This is a genomic window from Micromonospora sp. NPDC047187 (assembly GCF_040643355.1).
Lineage (GTDB): Bacteria > Actinomycetota > Actinomycetes > Mycobacteriales > Micromonosporaceae > Micromonospora > Micromonospora salmantinae.
The window spans coordinates 1-16,877 of record NZ_JBEYUF010000001.1; the positions used below are offsets into that span (position 1 = coordinate 1).

General features: G+C 71.3%; 13 protein-coding genes and 1 pseudogene. 10 read left to right on the forward strand and 4 right to left on the reverse strand.

Annotated features, from left to right (window positions below; genetic code table 11):
- Positions 1-380: 380 nt before the first annotated feature.
- Positions 381-1,730 (reverse strand): hypothetical protein, encoded by a 1,350-nt coding sequence (locus tag ABZ794_RS00005; protein ID WP_357513398.1) that lies wholly within the window; start codon positions 1,728-1,730, stop codon positions 381-383.
- A gap of 82 nt (positions 1,731-1,812) precedes the next feature.
- Here ABZ794_RS00005 and murD point away from each other — a divergent pair, with 82 nt between their 5' ends.
- Positions 1,813-3,159: a UDP-N-acetylmuramoyl-L-alanine--D-glutamate ligase gene (gene murD, locus ABZ794_RS00010; protein ID WP_210782002.1), complete on the forward strand. Its 1,347-nt coding sequence runs from the start codon at positions 1,813-1,815 to the stop codon at positions 3,157-3,159.
- 31 nt (positions 3,160-3,190) lie between these two features.
- Here murD and ABZ794_RS00015 read toward each other — a convergent pair whose 3' ends face one another.
- The gene (locus ABZ794_RS00015) at positions 3,191-4,159 is read right to left on the reverse strand and encodes a hypothetical protein (RefSeq protein WP_210782000.1); all 969 of its coding nucleotides are present in this window, start codon (positions 4,157-4,159) and stop codon (positions 3,191-3,193) included.
- Between the two features lie 86 nt (positions 4,160-4,245).
- Here ABZ794_RS00015 and ABZ794_RS00020 point away from each other — a divergent pair, with 86 nt between their 5' ends.
- The 4 genes from ABZ794_RS00020 (at position 4,246) to ABZ794_RS00035 (ending at position 9,004) form a co-directional block, all read left to right on the forward strand.
- Positions 4,246-5,118, forward strand: coding sequence for a hypothetical protein (locus ABZ794_RS00020; protein ID WP_210781998.1), 873 nt, complete (start codon positions 4,246-4,248; stop codon positions 5,116-5,118).
- Between the two features lie 33 nt (positions 5,119-5,151).
- Complete coding sequence (locus tag ABZ794_RS00025) at positions 5,152-5,988, forward strand: hypothetical protein (protein WP_210781996.1); 837 nt, start codon at positions 5,152-5,154, stop codon at positions 5,986-5,988.
- A 233-nt stretch (positions 5,989-6,221) separates the two neighbouring features.
- Positions 6,222-7,520, forward strand: coding sequence for an aspartate aminotransferase family protein (locus tag ABZ794_RS00030; protein ID WP_112603399.1), 1,299 nt, complete (start codon positions 6,222-6,224; stop codon positions 7,518-7,520).
- Complete coding sequence (locus ABZ794_RS00035) at positions 7,517-9,004, forward strand: CoA-acylating methylmalonate-semialdehyde dehydrogenase (RefSeq protein WP_357513402.1); 1,488 nt, start codon at positions 7,517-7,519, stop codon at positions 9,002-9,004. Before ABZ794_RS00030 ends, ABZ794_RS00035 begins: the two co-directional genes overlap by 4 nt.
- Here the strand turns inward: ABZ794_RS00035 and ABZ794_RS00040 are convergent.
- Complete coding sequence (locus ABZ794_RS00040) at positions 8,976-10,376, reverse strand: acyltransferase (RefSeq protein WP_357513404.1); 1,401 nt, start codon at positions 10,374-10,376, stop codon at positions 8,976-8,978. The two genes, ABZ794_RS00035 and ABZ794_RS00040, sit on opposite strands and share 29 nt — an antisense overlap.
- 192 nt (positions 10,377-10,568) lie before the next feature.
- On the opposite strand from ABZ794_RS00040, the gene ngcE reads away from it, so the two are divergent.
- The 3 genes from ngcE (at position 10,569) to ABZ794_RS00055 (ending at position 13,853) form a co-directional block, all read left to right on the forward strand.
- Positions 10,569-11,984: an N-acetylglucosamine/diacetylchitobiose ABC transporter substrate-binding protein gene (gene ngcE / locus ABZ794_RS00045; protein ID WP_357513405.1), complete on the forward strand. Its 1,416-nt coding sequence runs from the start codon at positions 10,569-10,571 to the stop codon at positions 11,982-11,984.
- A 64-nt stretch (positions 11,985-12,048) separates the two neighbouring features.
- Positions 12,049-12,957, forward strand: a complete 909-nt coding sequence (locus tag ABZ794_RS00050) for a sugar ABC transporter permease (RefSeq protein ID WP_210781986.1) — start codon at positions 12,049-12,051, stop codon at positions 12,955-12,957.
- Entirely contained in the window at positions 12,954-13,853 is a 900-nt protein-coding gene (locus ABZ794_RS00055) for a carbohydrate ABC transporter permease (protein ID WP_357513408.1), read from the forward strand. The genes ABZ794_RS00050 and ABZ794_RS00055 overlap by 4 nt, the downstream gene beginning before the upstream one ends.
- A gap of 68 nt (positions 13,854-13,921) precedes the next feature.
- On the opposite strand, the gene ABZ794_RS00060 is transcribed toward ABZ794_RS00055, so the two are convergent.
- On the reverse strand, positions 13,922-14,908 hold the full coding sequence (locus tag ABZ794_RS00060; RefSeq protein WP_210781984.1) for a BadF/BadG/BcrA/BcrD ATPase family protein: 987 nt from the start codon (positions 14,906-14,908) through the stop codon (positions 13,922-13,924).
- A gap of 206 nt (positions 14,909-15,114) precedes the next feature.
- On the opposite strand from ABZ794_RS00060, the gene ABZ794_RS00065 reads away from it, so the two are divergent.
- Both ABZ794_RS00065 and ABZ794_RS00070 read left to right on the forward strand, forming a co-directional pair.
- A complete protein-coding gene (locus tag ABZ794_RS00065; protein WP_357513410.1) occupies positions 15,115-16,068 on the forward strand; it encodes a MurR/RpiR family transcriptional regulator in 954 nt (317 codons plus the stop codon).
- Positions 16,065-16,784: pseudogene (locus tag ABZ794_RS00070) on the forward strand (SIS domain-containing protein); the annotation flags it as partial. The gene ABZ794_RS00065 and the pseudogene ABZ794_RS00070, both read left to right, overlap by 4 nt.
- Positions 16,785-16,877: the final 93 nt, after the last annotated feature.

Here is a 16,877-nt window from a genome sequence, read left to right on the forward strand (position 1 = left end):
CCCGCCCGGCCCCGCCCGGCCCCGCCCGGCCCCGCCCGCGCCCCGCCCGCGCCCCGCCCGCGTCGATCAAGGAGTTGTGGTGGGGGGCAGAAGGCGCGAAAACGTCTATTGCGCCCACCAGAACGCCATGATCGACGGGGGCGGGTCGGCCCGGCGTAGGGGTTGGCATAGGGAGCCGGCACGCTATCGAGTTGATGTCGTAAACGAATCGCTCGGCTCGGCTCGGCTCGGCTCGGCGCGGGTCAACCGTGCCCTGATTCGTTTACGACATCAGCTCCAAAGGAGCAGGGGCACACTCCCCAGGGGCGGGGCGGGGCGGGGCGGGGCGGGGCGGGGCGGGGCGGGGCGGGCCGACTGGGGAAAGTGGGCCCACTTCCGAGTCAGGTGAGGGAATTCAGGGCTTTGGCGTACGTGGGTGGGATGTGGTTGCGGCCGCCGGGGGTGAAGACGTCCGAGTGGGCCACTGCGGACCAGGCCGTCTCCGGGACGGCGTCGACCAGGGCCTGGATCACCGGGGCGTCGCGCCACTGGTCCTGCTCGGCGAGCAGGCCGAGGGCCACCACCGACTCCTCGACCTCGCCCACGCACTCGAACGGCTTGTGCCCGTCCACGCCCAGCAACTCGCGGTAGCCGGGGATCTGCGACTCGTCGGCCAGCAGGTCACCGCCGAAGATGTGGGTGACCCGCTCCCGTGGCATGAACGGCGCCATGGCCAGGAAGACGAAGCGGCACTTCGGGCAGTCACGGCACCAGCGCTCACTCGCGTCGCGCAGCTTGAACGCCTGGTTGCAGCTGGTCACCACGTCGTCGTACCGGGTGAACTCGGCGAACAGTCGGGCGATGTGCAGCTCGGACAGCGAACGCAGCAGGGAGAAGTACGGGTCGGTCAGGCCGGCGTGCTCGGCCAGCGACGCCCGCAGCAACCCCTCCGCCTCGACGCCCTTGGACCACTGGTGGTTGATCTCGTGGCCGTTCCAGACCAGGTTCGGGTCGGACGCCGAACGCTCGTTGGACATCACCACCGGGCCCAGCCCGTGCAGGACGGCGGTGGCCACCGCGACCAGGGAGTTGATGGCGGTGACCGGGATGTGCCCGTTCAGCGCGCCGGCCGCGTTCAGGTCGAACAGCACCGGGTCGATGCGCCGCCGGGCGGCCAGCGGGACCAGCCCGGACGCCTCGTTGACGGCGACGATCACGTGGTTCGGGTTGACCGAGAACGGCACCGGGTCCAGTTCGGCGCGGCGCAGCGCCTCCAGGCTCACGATCGAGTCCTTACCGCCGCCGACCGCCGAGAGCGGGCGACGGTCCGAGTCGTCGTACACCCGGGGTGACTCCGGGGTGCCGGCCGGCGCCTCCGGGCGCAGCTCGAGCACGTGCGGCAGTTGGTTGCGGTACGCGTACTCCGCGAGGCCCTTGGTGTAGACGGCCGTGACGTAGTCGACGGTGGCCGCGCCCAGCGGCGCCGGCAGCACGAGTCGGGGCGGCGCGGCGGCCTTGTAGTAGCTGACCCCGGCGACGAGGTGCAGCACCTCCAGCACCCGGTTGAGGGTCGCCACCGTCTCGTCGGAGGGCGGTTCCGCCGGCAGCGGAAGCGTGATCACCTCGGTGAACCGCTGCTCACCGGCCGGGCCGGTCAGGGCGTAGTCGAACAACACCTCGCCGGTAGCGAAGTCGATCGAGTAGGACGGGAAGGTGAAGGCGTCCATCCGCCGGAGCTGCTCGTTGGGCACACGCCATACTAGGCCCTGGTTCGTCCGGCCGTGTCCGGACCGGGCCCGCCCTGCCGCCGCCGTGACCCACGAGGAGAGCCCCGTGCGCCTTTCTGACCTGCGCGGACGTACCGTCGCCGTCTGGGGCACCGGTCGGGAGGGCCGGGCCGCTGTGACCGCCATCGCCGCGCACGGCCCGGCTGAGCTGGTCGCCGTCGACGACAGCGCGAACTTCCTGTCGTTGCCCTGGGACGGCCCCCTGGCCGAGGCGGCGCCGCTGGTCACCGGCGAGGCGGGCTTCGAACGGCTGGCCGCCGCGGACGTGGTGGTCCGCTCCCCGGGCGTGCCCCAGACCCACCCGTGGCTCATCGAGCTGCGCCGACGCGGGATCCTGGTGACCCAGGGCACCGCGTTGTGGATGGCCGACCACGCCGCGCGCACCGTCGGGGTCACCGGCAGCAAGGGCAAGAGCACCACGTCCAGCCTGATCAGTCACCTGCTCACCGCGATGGGCCGGCCGAACGTCTTCGGCGGCAACATCGGGGTGCCGACCCTGGACCTGCCGGACGCGGAGCTGTACGTGTTGGAGCTGTCCAGCTACCAGTGCAGCGACCTCACCGACTCGCCCCGGGTGGCGGTGGTCACCGCGCTCTTCCCGGAGCACCTGGACGCGCACGGTGGGGAACGGGAGTACTACCGGGACAAGCTCAACCTGCTCGCCCACGACCCGCAGACGATAGTGGTCAACGGTGGCGATCCCAGGCTCGCCGCGGAGCTGGGTGAGCTGCCGGCGGTCCGCGCCGGTCGCCCCGACACCACCCACGTCGCCACCGGCGCCGACGGTACGCAGTGGTTCCACTTCGGTGACCAGCCGCTCTTCCCGCGTGCGGTGCTGCCGCTGGTCGGCCGGCACAACGAGGGCAACCTCTGTGTCGCGCTCGCCGTGCTCGACGCGCTCGGCGTTGACGTGGTGGCCGGTAAGGACCACCTCGCGGTCGCGGTCGCCGAATTCCAGGGGCTGGCCCACCGGCTCACCGAGATCACCGACCCGTCCGGGCTGACGTTCGTCGACGACACGCTGGCCACCAGCCCGTACGCGGCCATGCACGCCATCGACGCGTACGACGGGCGGCCGTTGACGGTGATCGTCGGGGGCAACGACCGGGGTCTGGACTACACGCCGTTGGCCGAGCACCTGGCCGAGCGGGAGCTGACGGTGATCGGGATTCCGGACAGCGGCACCCGGATCGTCGAGGTGCTCGCCGGCCTGCCGAAGGTGCGTACCGAACTGGTCGACGATCTGGTGGACGCGGTCCGGCTGTCCCGCGAGGTGACCCCGGCCGGCGGGGTGGTGCTGCTGTCCCCGGCCGCGCCCAGCTACGGCCGGTTCCGCAACTTCGAGCACCGCTCCGAGGTCTTCGCCAAGGCCGTCGCCGACACCGCCCGCTGAGACCACTCGGCGGCGGGCCGGGCCTTCCAGGTCAGCGTGGATGAAGCCCGGCGTACAGGGCGCGCATCGAGCGGATCGCCGAGCGGATCTCCTGGAGGTAGCGCCCAGGCGTGAGTGTCTGCTCGGGCAGCACCGCCAGGTCGGCAAGCGCCGGGTCCACCCCGACCGTATCGATGGTGCACCCGTACGGCACTGCCAGTGTGCGCAGCGCGTCGCAGTGCTGGAACGGCACGTAGATCGGCGCGGTGACCATCAGGACCTTGTCGCCCGGCGCGAGCCGGACGTGGCCGGCCCAGAACCGCTGGGTGTCGGCGGTGTGGGCCCGCCGCTGGTCGGGTTCGCTGGACGGCGCGGCCAGTACCCGGATCGGCGGCAGCCCATCGGGTCGGTAGGTCCGCGACGACCAGGAGTGGTGCGGGTGGCCGGCGTCGACGCCGTCCTGCTCGGCCGGAGCGGCCACCTCGAACACCCGGCGGACGGCCGTGTCCAGCACGTCCACCTCGGTCTGGTCGGCCGGCAGGCCCGCCTCGGCGAGCGTGCGGCGTTCCCAGTCCGACAGCGGCCGGAAGCTGCCCAGCACGGCGACCTCGCCGCTCACCGGTAGGCCGGCGCGGAGCAGGTGCGCGGCGTAGCCGACGCGGCGTACGCAGGCGTGCGCCAGGCCGCCGAGCACCACCAGGTCGGCGTACGCCGACCGGGCCGGTGGCACCGGGTGGATCAGCCCGAGCGCGGCGGCCGCGTCGAGCACCAGTGTCGCGGTGGCCGGGTCGAGGTCGGGCTCCCGGGCGTCGGGCCGTTCCCGGCCGCCCCGGAAGTCCCAGTGGCGGGCGGAGAAGTCGTCGAGGAAGCGGAGCACGTCGGTGAGGTCACCGTCGGGCCAGGTGCCGCCGAAGTGGGCGACCAGGCCGCGGAGCGGGGTGGAGCAGACCCAGGTCTGGATATCCGCCGTGATCCGCTCGTCGTCCGTTCCGGTCGACAGCGCCGCGTCCGCTCTCTGCACAGCCGGATGCTACCGGCCCGCCGCGGCGGGGCCGGTGGTTGTGGTTGCTGTCTACGCTGGCGGGAGCGGCTGATTGGGGGATCTCGATGACCCGTGACGTGGCCCGTCAACGGTTACGGGAGGGCGGCGGCTCCACCGCCGGCTTCGTCCGGCTGGTGGCGCACACCGACCCGGTGGCGTTGGTCGGCATCACGCTGTCGATCACCCTCAGCGTCGTGCTCGACCTGAGCAACGCCGCCTCCGGGGTGGAGTCGCTGTTGGCCGGCCTGATGGGCATCACCATCTCGCTGTTGGTCGACTCACTGGCCCGCGCGGAGCGCCGTTTCCACCTGCGCACCCTGTTGGACGGCCCGCCCTGGCTGGTCCGCACCACGACGGAGCTGGCCGGGGCCATGCGGGAGGCGGCCGAGCAGCACGCGGGCACCCGGGTCGCGGTGGAGGCGCAGCGGCGCTACGAGCAGTTCCGGTTGGAGGCCGAGCAGCTCGCGGACGGCCGGATCATCCGGCGCGGTGACGAGGACGAGGATCTGGTCGGCGCGACCCGCGCCTGTGTACGTCGGCTGGACGGGTTGACCAACGTGATGCCCCGGGTGAGCGGTGAGCTGAGCTGGTGGCGCAGTGAGATCGGCCGGCGCTACTGGGAGGCCAATGTGGAGGCCCTGCAACGGGGTGTCCAGATCACCCGGGTCTTCGTCTACGCCACGCTGACCGACGACCTGTCCGCCCTGGTGGAGAAGCAGCGCGCGGCCGGGGCGCGGGTGGGTCTGCTGCCTCTCGGGGTGGTGAGTCCGCACCTGCACGTGAACTTGACACTCTGGGACGGGTCGAGCTGTTGGGAGGCCCACATGACCGCGCACGGCGAGATCGGCGAGAATCAGTTCTCGGTCAACCGGACGGACGTCGCTCGGCTCACCCGCGTGTTCGACCTCTGCGCGAACGCCGCGACCTTCCAGGACTGACGGCCCCCCCACCGGGGCGGGAACGGGTGAGTCATGACGTGGAGCGCGGTCCTGCTGGTGACGGCCGTGGTCTGGGTGGTCAGCGTGATCCGCTCCGTCCGGCTCCGCGCGCTGGTCTACAGCCTGCCGCTGCCGATGACGCTCGCCCTGCTCACCACCGACTATCGGGTGGAGGGCGCGCAGGTGCTCGGTGTGCTCGGGCTCAACCTCTTCTTCGTCACCGTGGCGGTCACCCACCAGCGGTGGCGTTGGCCGATCCTGCTCGCCGACGTCGCGGGGATCGCCGTCTACGTGGCGCTGAGCGCCGGCCTGTTGGCCGTCCACATTTCGTTCGAGGTGGCTCTGGCCGTGACGCTCGTGCTCTGGCTGGCGGCCATCCTGTGGCTGCGTCGTCGTGCCAGCCACAGCGACAGCCGTGGCGTCGGCCCGCCCGCCGTTCTCGCCGAGGAGGCGGTCGCCGTCGCGGAGACCCGCCCGGACGGGTTGCCGGCGCTGCTCAAACTGGTGGTGATCTTCGTTGGGGCGGTCCTCACCCAGTTGCTCGGCGCGGTGCTGCGCGGCATGGTGGTGACGTTCCCGTACTCGGGGGTGCTGGTCGCCGTGGAGGCCCGCCGGCAGTTGACCGAGTTCAGTCGGCACTTCGCCCGTAACAGCCTCGCGCTGGTCGGTTTCCTCACCGCCTACCACTACCTTCAGGACGTCTCGTCGGCTGCGGCGCTGGGTGCCGGCTGGGCGGCCTTCGCGGTGGTCGCCGCCGCCCTGCACCTGCCGTTGCGTCCCCGCCAGGTCGCGCACGCGCGGGCGGCGGGCCGCCCGCCGCGGGCGTTGCGGTCGGCGACCGAGCCACAGACACCTACCGGCCTTCCCTGACCAATTCGGCGACAGTGGACCGACCCAGGGTGGCGGTGGCCGGCGAGGCTACGGATCGAGTGGGCTTTCCCCATGAGCGCGGCGGAAATCATGGGTCGAGGCCCATACCCGCCGTGGAAACCGTTGACGTGCTGTCAGGTCGGGACGTCCATGCGCTACAGGCTGACAGTTGTTCGCGTCGGCCGGCGGTGGGAGCGTGCGGTATCCACGAACGCCGCTGAAGGGTTGCCACGATGACCGACGACCTGCTGGCCCGGCACCGGGCCGTGCTCCCGTCCTGGATGCCGTTGTACTACGCCGAGCCGCTCGAGTTGGTCTCCGGCTCGGGCCGCCGGGTCACCGACGCGCAGGGTCGCAGCTACCTGGACTTCTTCGGCGGCGTGCTGACCAACATGATCGGGTACGACATCCCGGAGATCCGGGAGGCCGTCGAGCGGCAGCTCGCCACCGGCATCGTGCACACCTCGACGCTCTACCTGATCCGCCAACAGGTGGAGCTGGCCGAGAAGATCGCCCAGCGCTCCGGCATCCCGGACGCCCGGGTGTTCTTCACCAACTCCGGCACCGAGGCGAACGAGGCGGCGCTGCTGGTCGCCACCAATCACCGCCGCTCGCACCAGATCCTGGCCGTGCGCAACAGTTACCACGGCCGGTCGTACGCGGCGATGGGCGTCACCGGCAACCGCAACTGGTCGGCCAGCGGCCTCAACCCGCTCCAGGTGGCCTGGCTGCACTCCGGTGACCGGGTGCGGGGTCTGCTGGCCCGGCTCAGCGCCGACGAGCAGGTCGACGCGGCGGTGGAGGACCTGCGCGAGGTGTTGGCCACCCAGACCGCCGGTGACGTGGCCGCGCTGATCGCCGAGCCGATCCAGGGCGTGGGCGGTTTCGTGCACCCGCCGGACGGGCTCTTCGCCGGCTGGAAGAAGGTCCTCGACGAGCACGGCATCCTGTTCATCGCCGACGAGGTGCAGACCGGTTGGGGGCGTACCGGGGAGCACTTCTGGGGTTACCAGGCGCACGGCGTCACCCCGGACCTGCTCACCTTCGCCAAGGGCATCGGCAACGGGTTCGCCCTGGCCGGGGTGGTCGGCCGGGCCGAGGTGCTGGAGTCGGTGCCGGCCATCAGCTTCTCCACCTTCGGCGGCAACCCGATCTCCACGGCGGCCGGCAACGCGGTGCTCGACTACCTGATCGCGCACGACCTCCAGGCGAACGCGGCCCGCGTCGGCGCGATCCTCGCCGACGGCCTGCGGTCCGCCGTGGGCGGGCTCGATTGCGTCGCCGAGGTACGCGGAAAGGGGCTGATGCTCGGCGTCGAGTTCGTCCGGCCGGGCGGCAGTGAGCCGGATCCGGCGCTGACCAACCGGGTCTTCGAAGCCGCCCGGGACGGTGGCCTGCTGACCGGCAAGGGCGGTCTGCACGGCAACGTGCTGCGGATGGGCCCACCGTTGACGCTGACCGAGGAGGAGGCCCGTGAGGGCCTGGCGATCCTCGTCGACGCGATCCGTTCGGCTGCGGGGGTGGCGGCATGAGCATCGGTCACTTCATCGACGGCAAGCGAGTCGGCGGCACGTCGCAGCGGCGCGGCGACGTGTTCGACCCGGCGACCGGTCGGCGTACCGCAGAGGTCGAGCTGGCCTCGACCGTCGACGTCGACGTTGCGGTGCAGGCCGCCGCCCGCGCGGCGCGGACCTGGCGGGACGCGTCGCTGGCCCGGCGGTCCGCTGTGCTGTTCGCCTTTCGGGAGCTGGTGCACGGCCGGCGGCACCGGCTCGCCGAGGTGATCACCGCCGAGCACGGCAAGGTGCTCGCCGACGCCGCCGGCGAGGTGCAGCGCGGCCTGGAGGTCATCGAGTACGCGTGCGGTCTGGCGTCGGCGCTGCGTGGCGCGTTCAGCGAGAACGTGTCCACCGAGGTCGACTCGTACACCATCCGGCAGCCGCTCGGCGTGGTCGCGGTGATCTCCCCGTTCAACTTCCCGGTGATGGTGCCGCTGTGGTTCGTGCCGGTGGCGGTGGCCTGCGGCAACGCGGTGGTGCTCAAGCCGAGCGAGAAGGACCCGAGCGCGGCGCTGCTGCTGGCCGAGTGGTTCGCCGAGGCGGGCCTGCCCGACGGGGTGCTCAACGTGGTCAACGGCGACTCCGAGGCGGTCGACGCGTTGCTGGAGCACCCGGAGGTACGGGCGGTGTCGTTCGTCGGCTCCACCCCGATCGCCCGGTACGTCTACCAACGCGGCACCGCCGCCGGCAAGCGGGTGCAGGCGCTCGGTGGGGCGAAGAACCACATGGTGGTGCTGCCGGACGCCGATCTGGACCTGGCCGCCGACGCGGCGGTCAACGCCGGATTCGGCTCGGCGGGGGAGCGGTGCATGGCCATCTCGGTGCTGGTGGCGGTGGAGCCGGTGGCGGACGCGCTGGTCGAGCGGATCGCCGCACGGGTGACCGGTCTACGCACCGGCGACGGCCGACGGGGCTGCGACATGGGCCCGCTGGTGACCGCCGCGCACGAGGCGAAGGTGCGCTCCTACGTGGACGCCGGTGTCGCCGCCGGTGCGGTGCCGGTGGTGGACGGGCGGGACGTGACGCCGGACGGCGACCGGGACGGTTTCTGGCTCGGTCCGACGCTCTTCGACCGGGTGACCCCGGACATGTCGATCTACACCGACGAGATCTTCGGGCCGGTGCTGAGCGTGGTCCGGGTCGGCTCGTACGACGAGGCGGTGGACCTGGTCAACGCCAGCCCGTACGGCAACGGCACGGCGATCTTCACCAACGACGGCGGGGCGGCCCGGCGTTACCAGCATGAGGTGGAGGTGGGCATGGTCGGGATCAACGTGCCCGTCCCGGTGCCGATGGCGTACCACTCGTTCGGCGGCTGGAAGTCGTCGCTCTTCGGTGACCTGCACGCGCACGGCGAGGACGGGGTGCGCTTCTTCACCCGGGGCAAGGTCGTCACCAGCCGCTGGTTGGATCCGCGCCACGGCGGGGTCAACCTCGGGTTCCCCACCCAGACCTGAGCAGTCGCAGCACGCCCGCCCCGGCCAGGTACGCCACCAGCGCCGGGACGGGCGTGCCGAGCGGCTCCGGGGCCTGCTTCGGCGTGGTGCTGTTGACCAGCAGCGCGGCCACCACGGCGGCGTAGCCGGCCACCGCCAACGCCGCCCGGGCCGGGGTGCCCCGAGGGGGCCGTCGCCCGCTGCGGTGCCGGCCGCTGCGGGCCTCCACCGGCCCGAAGATGGCGACCAGCACCGCCAGAACGGCGCTGAGCAGCAGCAACCAGGGCACCCGCCAGGCCCACCAGGCGGCCGTGTCGACCGCCGGGGTGGGCAGCGTCCCGACCGCGTCGAGCAACCCGATCAGCAGGATCGCGGCGGTCAGGTGCCAGAGGAAGACGGTCAGCACCACCAGGTTGACTCCGATCACCAGCTGCCACGGCCCGGTGCGGCGCAGCAGTCGCTCGGCCGGGCCGCGCAGCAGCAGGATCAGACCGAGCTGGCCGGTGGCGACGGCCAGCAACGCGAGGCTGGGTGGCGCGGCGTTGTCGAGCCGTTCGTCGGGCACCTTGAGCATGGCCACCGGCCAGGGGCCGAGGACGGTGAGTAGCAGCACCGCGCTCAGCCCGCCCGCCAGGAAGACCAGACCGGCCCGGCGGGAGGTGGGCAGCCGCCGTCGGCGTACCCCTGGGCGGTCGGGAGTCGACGGCCCGGCAGCGTCGGTCTCGGCAGGTGGTGGCGCGGTGCGGGCGTCGTGCCAGGCGAAGCCGAGCTGGTGGACGGCGAGCCAACCGAACAGGTAGTTGCCGTAGCTCAGCTCCTCCGGCCCGCTCAGCCGGCCGAGGTCGCCGAGGCCGACCAGTGTGACGAGCGCCAGCGGCACGGCCAGGCCGAGGCGGCGGTGCAGCGAGTACATCGGTGGGGTGAGCACGACCGCCGCCAGGTAGGCGACCAGGAACCAGAGCGGAATGGTGGCGAACCAGAACACTTCGCGGATCTGGGTGGGGTCGGCGCCGAGCGGCCAGGCGAGCGCCGCGGCTGCGCTGAGCACCAGCAGCAGCGTGCTGGTGGGCCGGACCAGGCGGGCACTGCGGTCGATCAGCCAGCCGGCGGCGTCGCCGCCGCGGGCCTGCAGCCGGGTCAGCGAGGCCGCGTTGGCGTACCCCCCGACCAGGAAGAAGACCGGCATCACCTGGGCCAGCCAGGTCAGCGGGTACGCCCAGCGCAGGTCGCCGAGCGCTGAGTGCCCGGTGGCCTGCCCGCCGGGGTCGCGGCCGATCACCGTGACGCTCCAATGTCCGAAAACGACCATGGTGATGGCGAGCGCGCGGAGCAGGTCGACGTACCGTTCCCGCCCAGCCGGGGTGCGCTCGGCCAGCTCGCGCAGACGGCGCATCGCCTCAGGCTAGGCGACCCGGCGGCGGCTGGTGGTGATAACGGTTCGACAGTCAGGACTTGAAGTCCGAGCCCAGCTGTCGTAGAAATTCTTCAGCAACAGAGCATGAACTGAAGAGAACTACCGCCCCTCGCGCGGCGGACGCCTCCCCCACAGACCGGCGATCCGCCCGACCCGACCCGAGGAGAACCCATGAACAGGCGTGACATCCTGCGGCGCAGCGCCGCCGCCGGCCTCCTGGCCACCCCCGCCGCCGGCCTGCTGTCCGGCTGCGCCACCAGCGGTGGCGGTGACAAGAACGATGCCGAGACCTACCAGGGCACCAAGAGCGCGCAGAACCCGCTCGGCGTGAAGGAGGACGCCCCACTCGAGGTGGTGATCTTCGGCGGCGGGTTCGGTGAGGAGTACGCCAAGGCCCACGAGGCCATGTACACCGAGAAGTACCCGAAGGCGAAGATCAAGCACTCCTCCACCCAGGAGATCAGCAAGACCCTCCAGCCGCGCTTCGTGGACGGCACCCCGCCGGACGTGGTCAACAACTCCGGCTCCAGCCAGATCGACTTCAACGGCCTGGTCAGCCAGAACGCCCTCGCCGGCCTCGACGAGCTGCTGGCCGCCCCGAGCCTCGACATCCCCGGCAAGACGGTCAAGGACACCCTGCTGCCCGGCGCGGTCGAGGTCGGCTCCTACGACGGCAAGTTCCTGGTGCTCAACTACACCTACACCGCCTACGGCATCTGGCACTCCGCCAAGCTCTTCGCCGACCGCGGCTGGTCGTACGCGAAGACCTGGGACGAGCACATCGCGCTCTGCAAGCAGATCAAGGCCGCCGGCATCGCCCCCTGGACGTACGCCGGCCTGCACCCGCGCTACATGAGCTGGCCGCTGATCTCCACGGCGATCAAGTTCGGCGGCCCGTCGGTGGCGACCGCCATCGACAACCTGGAGCCGAACGCCTGGAAGTCCGACTCGATGCGCGCCGCCGCCGACGCCTGGCACCAGATCGTCAAGGACAAGTACATCCTGGACGGCTCGCCCGGCCTGGACCACAAGCAGTCGCAGACCGCCTGGTGTCAGGGCAAGGCCGCCTTCATCTCCTGCGGCTCCTGGCTGGAGAGCGAGCAGAAGGACGTCACCCCGGCCGGGTTCAACATGACCATCGCGCCGACGCCGAGCCTGGGCGGCGGCGACAAACTGCCGTTCGAGGCGATCCGGGGCACCGCCGGGGAACCGTTCATGGTGCCCGCCAAGGCCCGCAACGTCGCCGGTGGCCTGGAGTACTTCCGGACCATGCTCTCCAAGAAGGGCGCCCAGGACTTCACGAAGAAGGTCGCCAGCCTCACAGTGGTCGCCGGCGCCACCGAGGGCGTCGAGCTGCCGTACGGGCTGAGCACAGTGGTCAAGGCCCTCGACGCGTCCGGCGCCAACGGCTTCAACTGGGTCTACAACAGCTTCTACCGCAAGTTGGAGCGCAACCTCGTCGACGCCGCGTGCGGCGAGTTCTTCAGCGGCCGGATCGGCCCCGCCGAGTTCCTCGAACAGTGCCAGAAGGGCGCCGACTCGATCGCCCAGGACAGCTCGATCAAGAAGTACAAGCGAGCGGCCTGACCGCCCGGCCGGTGGGGGAGAGGTCCGCCCCCACCGGCCGTACCCCAACGGAGAGGTCCCTCTCGTGAAACATGGCAAGTGGCCGCTGATCGTCACGTTCCTGGTGCCACCGGTGCTGCTGTACGTGTTCTTCGTCGTCTCGCCGTACCTCCAGGCGTTCCAGATCTCCACCACCGACTGGCTCGGCTACTCCGCCGACGCCAACCCGGTCGGCCTGGCCAACTTCAAGACCCTCTGGCACGACGACTACGTGTGGAACGCGCTGAAGAACAACGCGATCCTGCTGGGCCTGGTGCCGGTGCTGACCATCGTGCTCGGGCTCTTCTTCGCCACCATGCTCGCCATGGGCGGGCGCAAGGGCAGTGCCGGCGTCACCGGCGTACGCGGCGGCGCGCTCTACCGCACTGTCTACTTCTTCCCACAGGTGCTCTCCGTGGTGATCATCGCGCTGCTGTGGAAGGAGGTGTACCACCCCAACCAGGGGCTGCTCACCAGCGCTCTGCACGGCCTCGGTCTGCCCGCGCCGACCTGGCTCGGCGACCCGGCGACCGCCTTCTGGTGCGTGCTGGCGGTGATGGTCTGGAGCAACGTCGGCTTCTACGTGGTGCTGTTCGGCGCGGCGATGTCGGCCGTACCGAAGGAGATCTACGAGGCAGTCCTGCTCGACGGCGCGTCCCGGTTCACCACCCTGCGCCGGGTCACCCTGCCGCTGCTCTGGGACACCGTCCAGGTCGCCTGGGTCTACCTGGCCATCTTCGCCCTGGACGGGTTCATCCTCGTGCAGCTGATGACCAACGGCGGGCCGAACTTCTCCACCGACGTGATCGGTGTACGCATGTACGACACCGCTTTCGGCAGCGAGACCAAGTTCGGCTACGCCTCGGCGATCGGCGTGGTGATGTTCTTCCTGACCCTCTCGGTGGCGGTGCTGTCGCTGCGGGTCGGCCGGCGCGAACGGATCGAGTACACGTGACCACTCTGGATCAGCCCACCGCGACCGCCCCGACCCCGGTCACCAGCGGGGACCGCCCGCTCCGCCGGGAACTCGGCGTGGCCAACGCCCTCTCGCACGGCTTCCTGCTGCTCTGGGGCCTGCTCACCGTACTGCCGCTGTTGTGGATGTTCATCAGCTCGTTCAAGACCAACGCTGAGATCCTCGCCGACCCGTGGGGGCTGCCCGGCGCACTGCACCTGGACAACTGGGCGCGGGCCTGGACCGGCGCGCACATCGGCAGGTACTTCATCAACAGCCTGGTGGTGGTGGCCGGCTCGGTCAGCCTCACCATGCTGATGGGCGCCACCGCCGCGTACGTCTTCGCCCGCTACGAGTTCCGCGGCCGCCAGGTCGTCTACTACCTGTTCGTCGGCGGCCTGATGTTCCCGGTGTTCCTCGCCCTGGTGCCGCTGTTCTTCGTGGTCCGCAACGCCGGTCTCTTCAACACCTGGCTCGGGCTGATCCTTGTGTACGCGGCCTATTCGCTGCCGTTCACGGTGTTCTTCCTGACCGCGTTCTTCCGGACCCTGCCGACCTCGGTGGCGGAGGCCGCGCTGGTCGACGGCTGCGGTCACTTCCGGCTCTTCTTCCGGGTGATGCTGCCGATGGCACGTCCGGGACTGATCAGTGTGGCGATCTTCAACTTCCTCAGCCACTGGAACCAGTTCCTGCTGCCGCAGGTGCTGTTGCAGGGCGACGAGTCCAAGTGGATGCTGGCGCAGGGGCTGTTCGCGCTGTCGGTCAGCCAGGGGTACGCCGGCGACTACGCTCGGCTCTTCGCCGGGTTGAGTATCGCTGTGCTGCCGGTGCTCGCTGTCTACGTGGCCTTCCAGCGGCAGGTGCAGTCCGGCCTCACCGCGGGTCAGCTCAAGTAGGACACACCCACCTCTGACCGATCCCGATCGCCACTCCGGCGTGAGGGTGGCGGGTGCAGGGTGGTGGCTCAGGGGGTGGGGAAGAGGTGGGCGTGCAGGGCGGCCGGGTCGGTCACCTCGGGTAGGCCACGGGCGGCGAGCCAGGCTGCGGCGGCGGCCCCGTCTCCGGCGGTGCGCAGTGGCGCGTCCGGCCAGTGTCGCGCGATCTCGGCCCGGACGGCGGCGGCGAGCGGGGTGTCCGCGGTGAGCAGCCCGCCGCCGAGGACGATCGGTGTCACCGCTCCGGCGGGGCGGATGCGGCTCACGCTCTCGGTGAGGTGCCCGGCGGCTTCGGTGATCAGCGCGGTGGCGACCGGGTCGCCGTGGGTGGCGGCGTCGACGACCAGCGGCGCGAGCCGGGCCAGTTCGATGGGGGGTCGCCGGGTCACCGTCTGGATGGTGGCGTCGACGGTGTCCCGGGGGTGGGCGGCGATGTCGGCGCTGCCGAGAATTTCGGTGAGCACGGTCGTGGTCAGCGCGCCAAGCTCGCGGCCGGCGTCGAGGTCGGCGAGCAGCCGGCGCACGGCTTCCCGACCGAGCCAGAAGCCCGAGCCGGCGTCGCCGAGCAGCCAGCCGTGGCCGTCGGCGATCCGGTCGAGCCGCAGCTCGTGGACCTGGGCGGTGATCGCGCCGGTGCCGGCGATGAGGATGGTTCCGTCGGTGGCGGCGGTGCCGGAGGCGTACGCGACCAGGGCGTCGCCGTGCACCTCGTACGGGCAGCGCAGGCCGGCGTCGTGCCAGGCCTGGTCGAAGGCGGCCCGCCCGGCCGGGTCGGCGAGCAGCCGGCCGGCTCCGGCGAGCCCGATGGTGCCGGCGGCCGCCCGCGTCGGGTCGACGTCGGCGAGCGCCTCCCGGAGCGCGGTCAGCAGTTCGGCGGCGGCGCGTTCGGCGCCGTGACTGGTGGGGTTGCCGCCGCCGGCGCGGCCGGTGCCGACGCGTTGCCCGGTGAGGGTGAGGACGGTCGCCCGGGTGGACGTACCGCCGATATCGAGACCCACCACGACGTTGTCGGACATCGGCACGGGTCTCCTTGCGCGGAACGGCGATCTGGCTTGTTCATGCTGGTCGGCGGGGTCGCGTGGGGCAAGTTGTGGCGGGCGTGGAGGGCTGTGCAGCAGGTAACAGTTTGAAAACTTCGCCCACAGTCTTGACACAGAGGGTCGTTCAGTAAGAACTTTTACCACTAACAGTTAACAGTCTTTTCGGAAAGCTGAGGCGTCTCATGGTTGATCACGAGGTGGACACCGCCGCGGGGACCGCGGTGGTCGACGCCGACGTGATCGAGCGCCGGAGCTCGGCCTCCGACGGGGTGTTGGCCCGGGTTCGCAACGGGCTCGGCGAGCTGACCGGCGCCCTGCGTCGGGTCGCCGAGCACGTGCTCAGCGACCCGGAGGCCGCCGCCCGCTCGACCATCGTCGAGCTGGCCGAGCGCAGTGGGACCTCACCGGCGACCATCACCCGCTTCTGCCGGGCGATGGGCTTCGAGGGGTACGCCGACCTGCGCCTGGGCATCGCCTCCGAGACCGGCCGGGCCCGCTCGGCGGGTTGGACCGTCGACATCGGCCGGGAGATCCAGCCGAGCGACCCGCTCGCCCGGGTGCTCGACCAGATCATGGCCGCCGACACCCGGGCCATGCACGACACCGCCACCCTGCTCGACCTCGCCGAGGTGGAGCGGGCCGCGGTGGCGATCGCCGGCGCCAGCAGGGTGAACATCTTCGGTGCCAGCGGTAGCGCCCTGGTCGGTGAGGAGATGCAGTTCAGCCTGCACCGCATCGGTGTGGCGGCGTGGGCGTGGAACGACGTGCACGAGGGGCTGGCCAGCGCCGCGTTGCTGCGATCGGGGGACGTGGCGCTCGGCATCTCGCACACCGGTCAGACCCGGGAGACGATCGAGATGCTCGCCGAGGCGGGCAGCCGGGGCGCCACCACGCTCGCGCTCACCGGCTTCCCCCGCTCCCCGTTGGCCGAGCTGGCCGACATCGTGCTGCTCACGGCCAGCCAGGCAACCACCTTCCGGCCGGACGCGCTCTCCGCCCGACATCCCCAACTGGTGGTGCTCGACCTGCTCTACATCGCCGTCGCCCAACGCACGCACGACCGGGCGCACGCGGCCTTCCGGCGGACAGCGCAGGCCGTCGACGGGCACAAGGCAGCGAAGGGAACCCTTTCATGATCAGCGCGCAGGGGTACGCGGACGCCGTCCGCCCGGTGCTCGACCGGCTGCTCGACTCGGAGGCCGACGGGATCACCCGGGCCGCCGACCTGATCGCCGACAGTCTGCGCGACGGCGGCGTGCTCCAGGCGTTCGGCGCCGGGCACTCCGAGGCGTTCGCCGCCGAGTTGGTCGCCCGGGCCGGCGGGTTGGTTCCCACCAACCGGCTCTCGGTACGGGACCTGGTGATGCACGGTGACGCCCCGCGTGACGTGCTCGCCGACCCCAAGCTGGAACGTGATCCCTCCATCGCCCACCAGATCTACGCGCTCGCGGCGCCCCAGCCGCGCGACGTGTTCGTGGTGGCGTCCCAATCCGGCATCAACGGCTCGGTGGTCGAGCTGGCGGCGCTGGTCACCGAGCGCGGTCACCCGTTGATCGCGGTCACCTCGGTCGAGCACACCGCGCGGGTCGCACCACGGCACCCGTCCGGGCACCGGCTCGCCGACCTCGCCGACGTCGTGCTGGACAACGGCGCGCCGTACGGCGATGCACTGCTGCCGCTCGAGGGCGGCGGCGCGGTCTGTGCGGTCTCCTCGGTCACCACGGCGCTGCTGGCGCAGTTGCTGACCGCGGAGGTGGTACGACGGTTCCACCAGGCCGGAGAGGTACCCCCTATCTACCTCTCCGCCAACGTCCCCGGCGGGGACGAGCACAACCTCGCCCTCGAGTCGCGGGGGCCCCGCGCGCTCCCCCGGGCCGCCAGGGCCCCCAAAAACAAACACGCACCACCAAAAAGAGAAAACCCCAAAAACCCCCCCCCCGCCAGC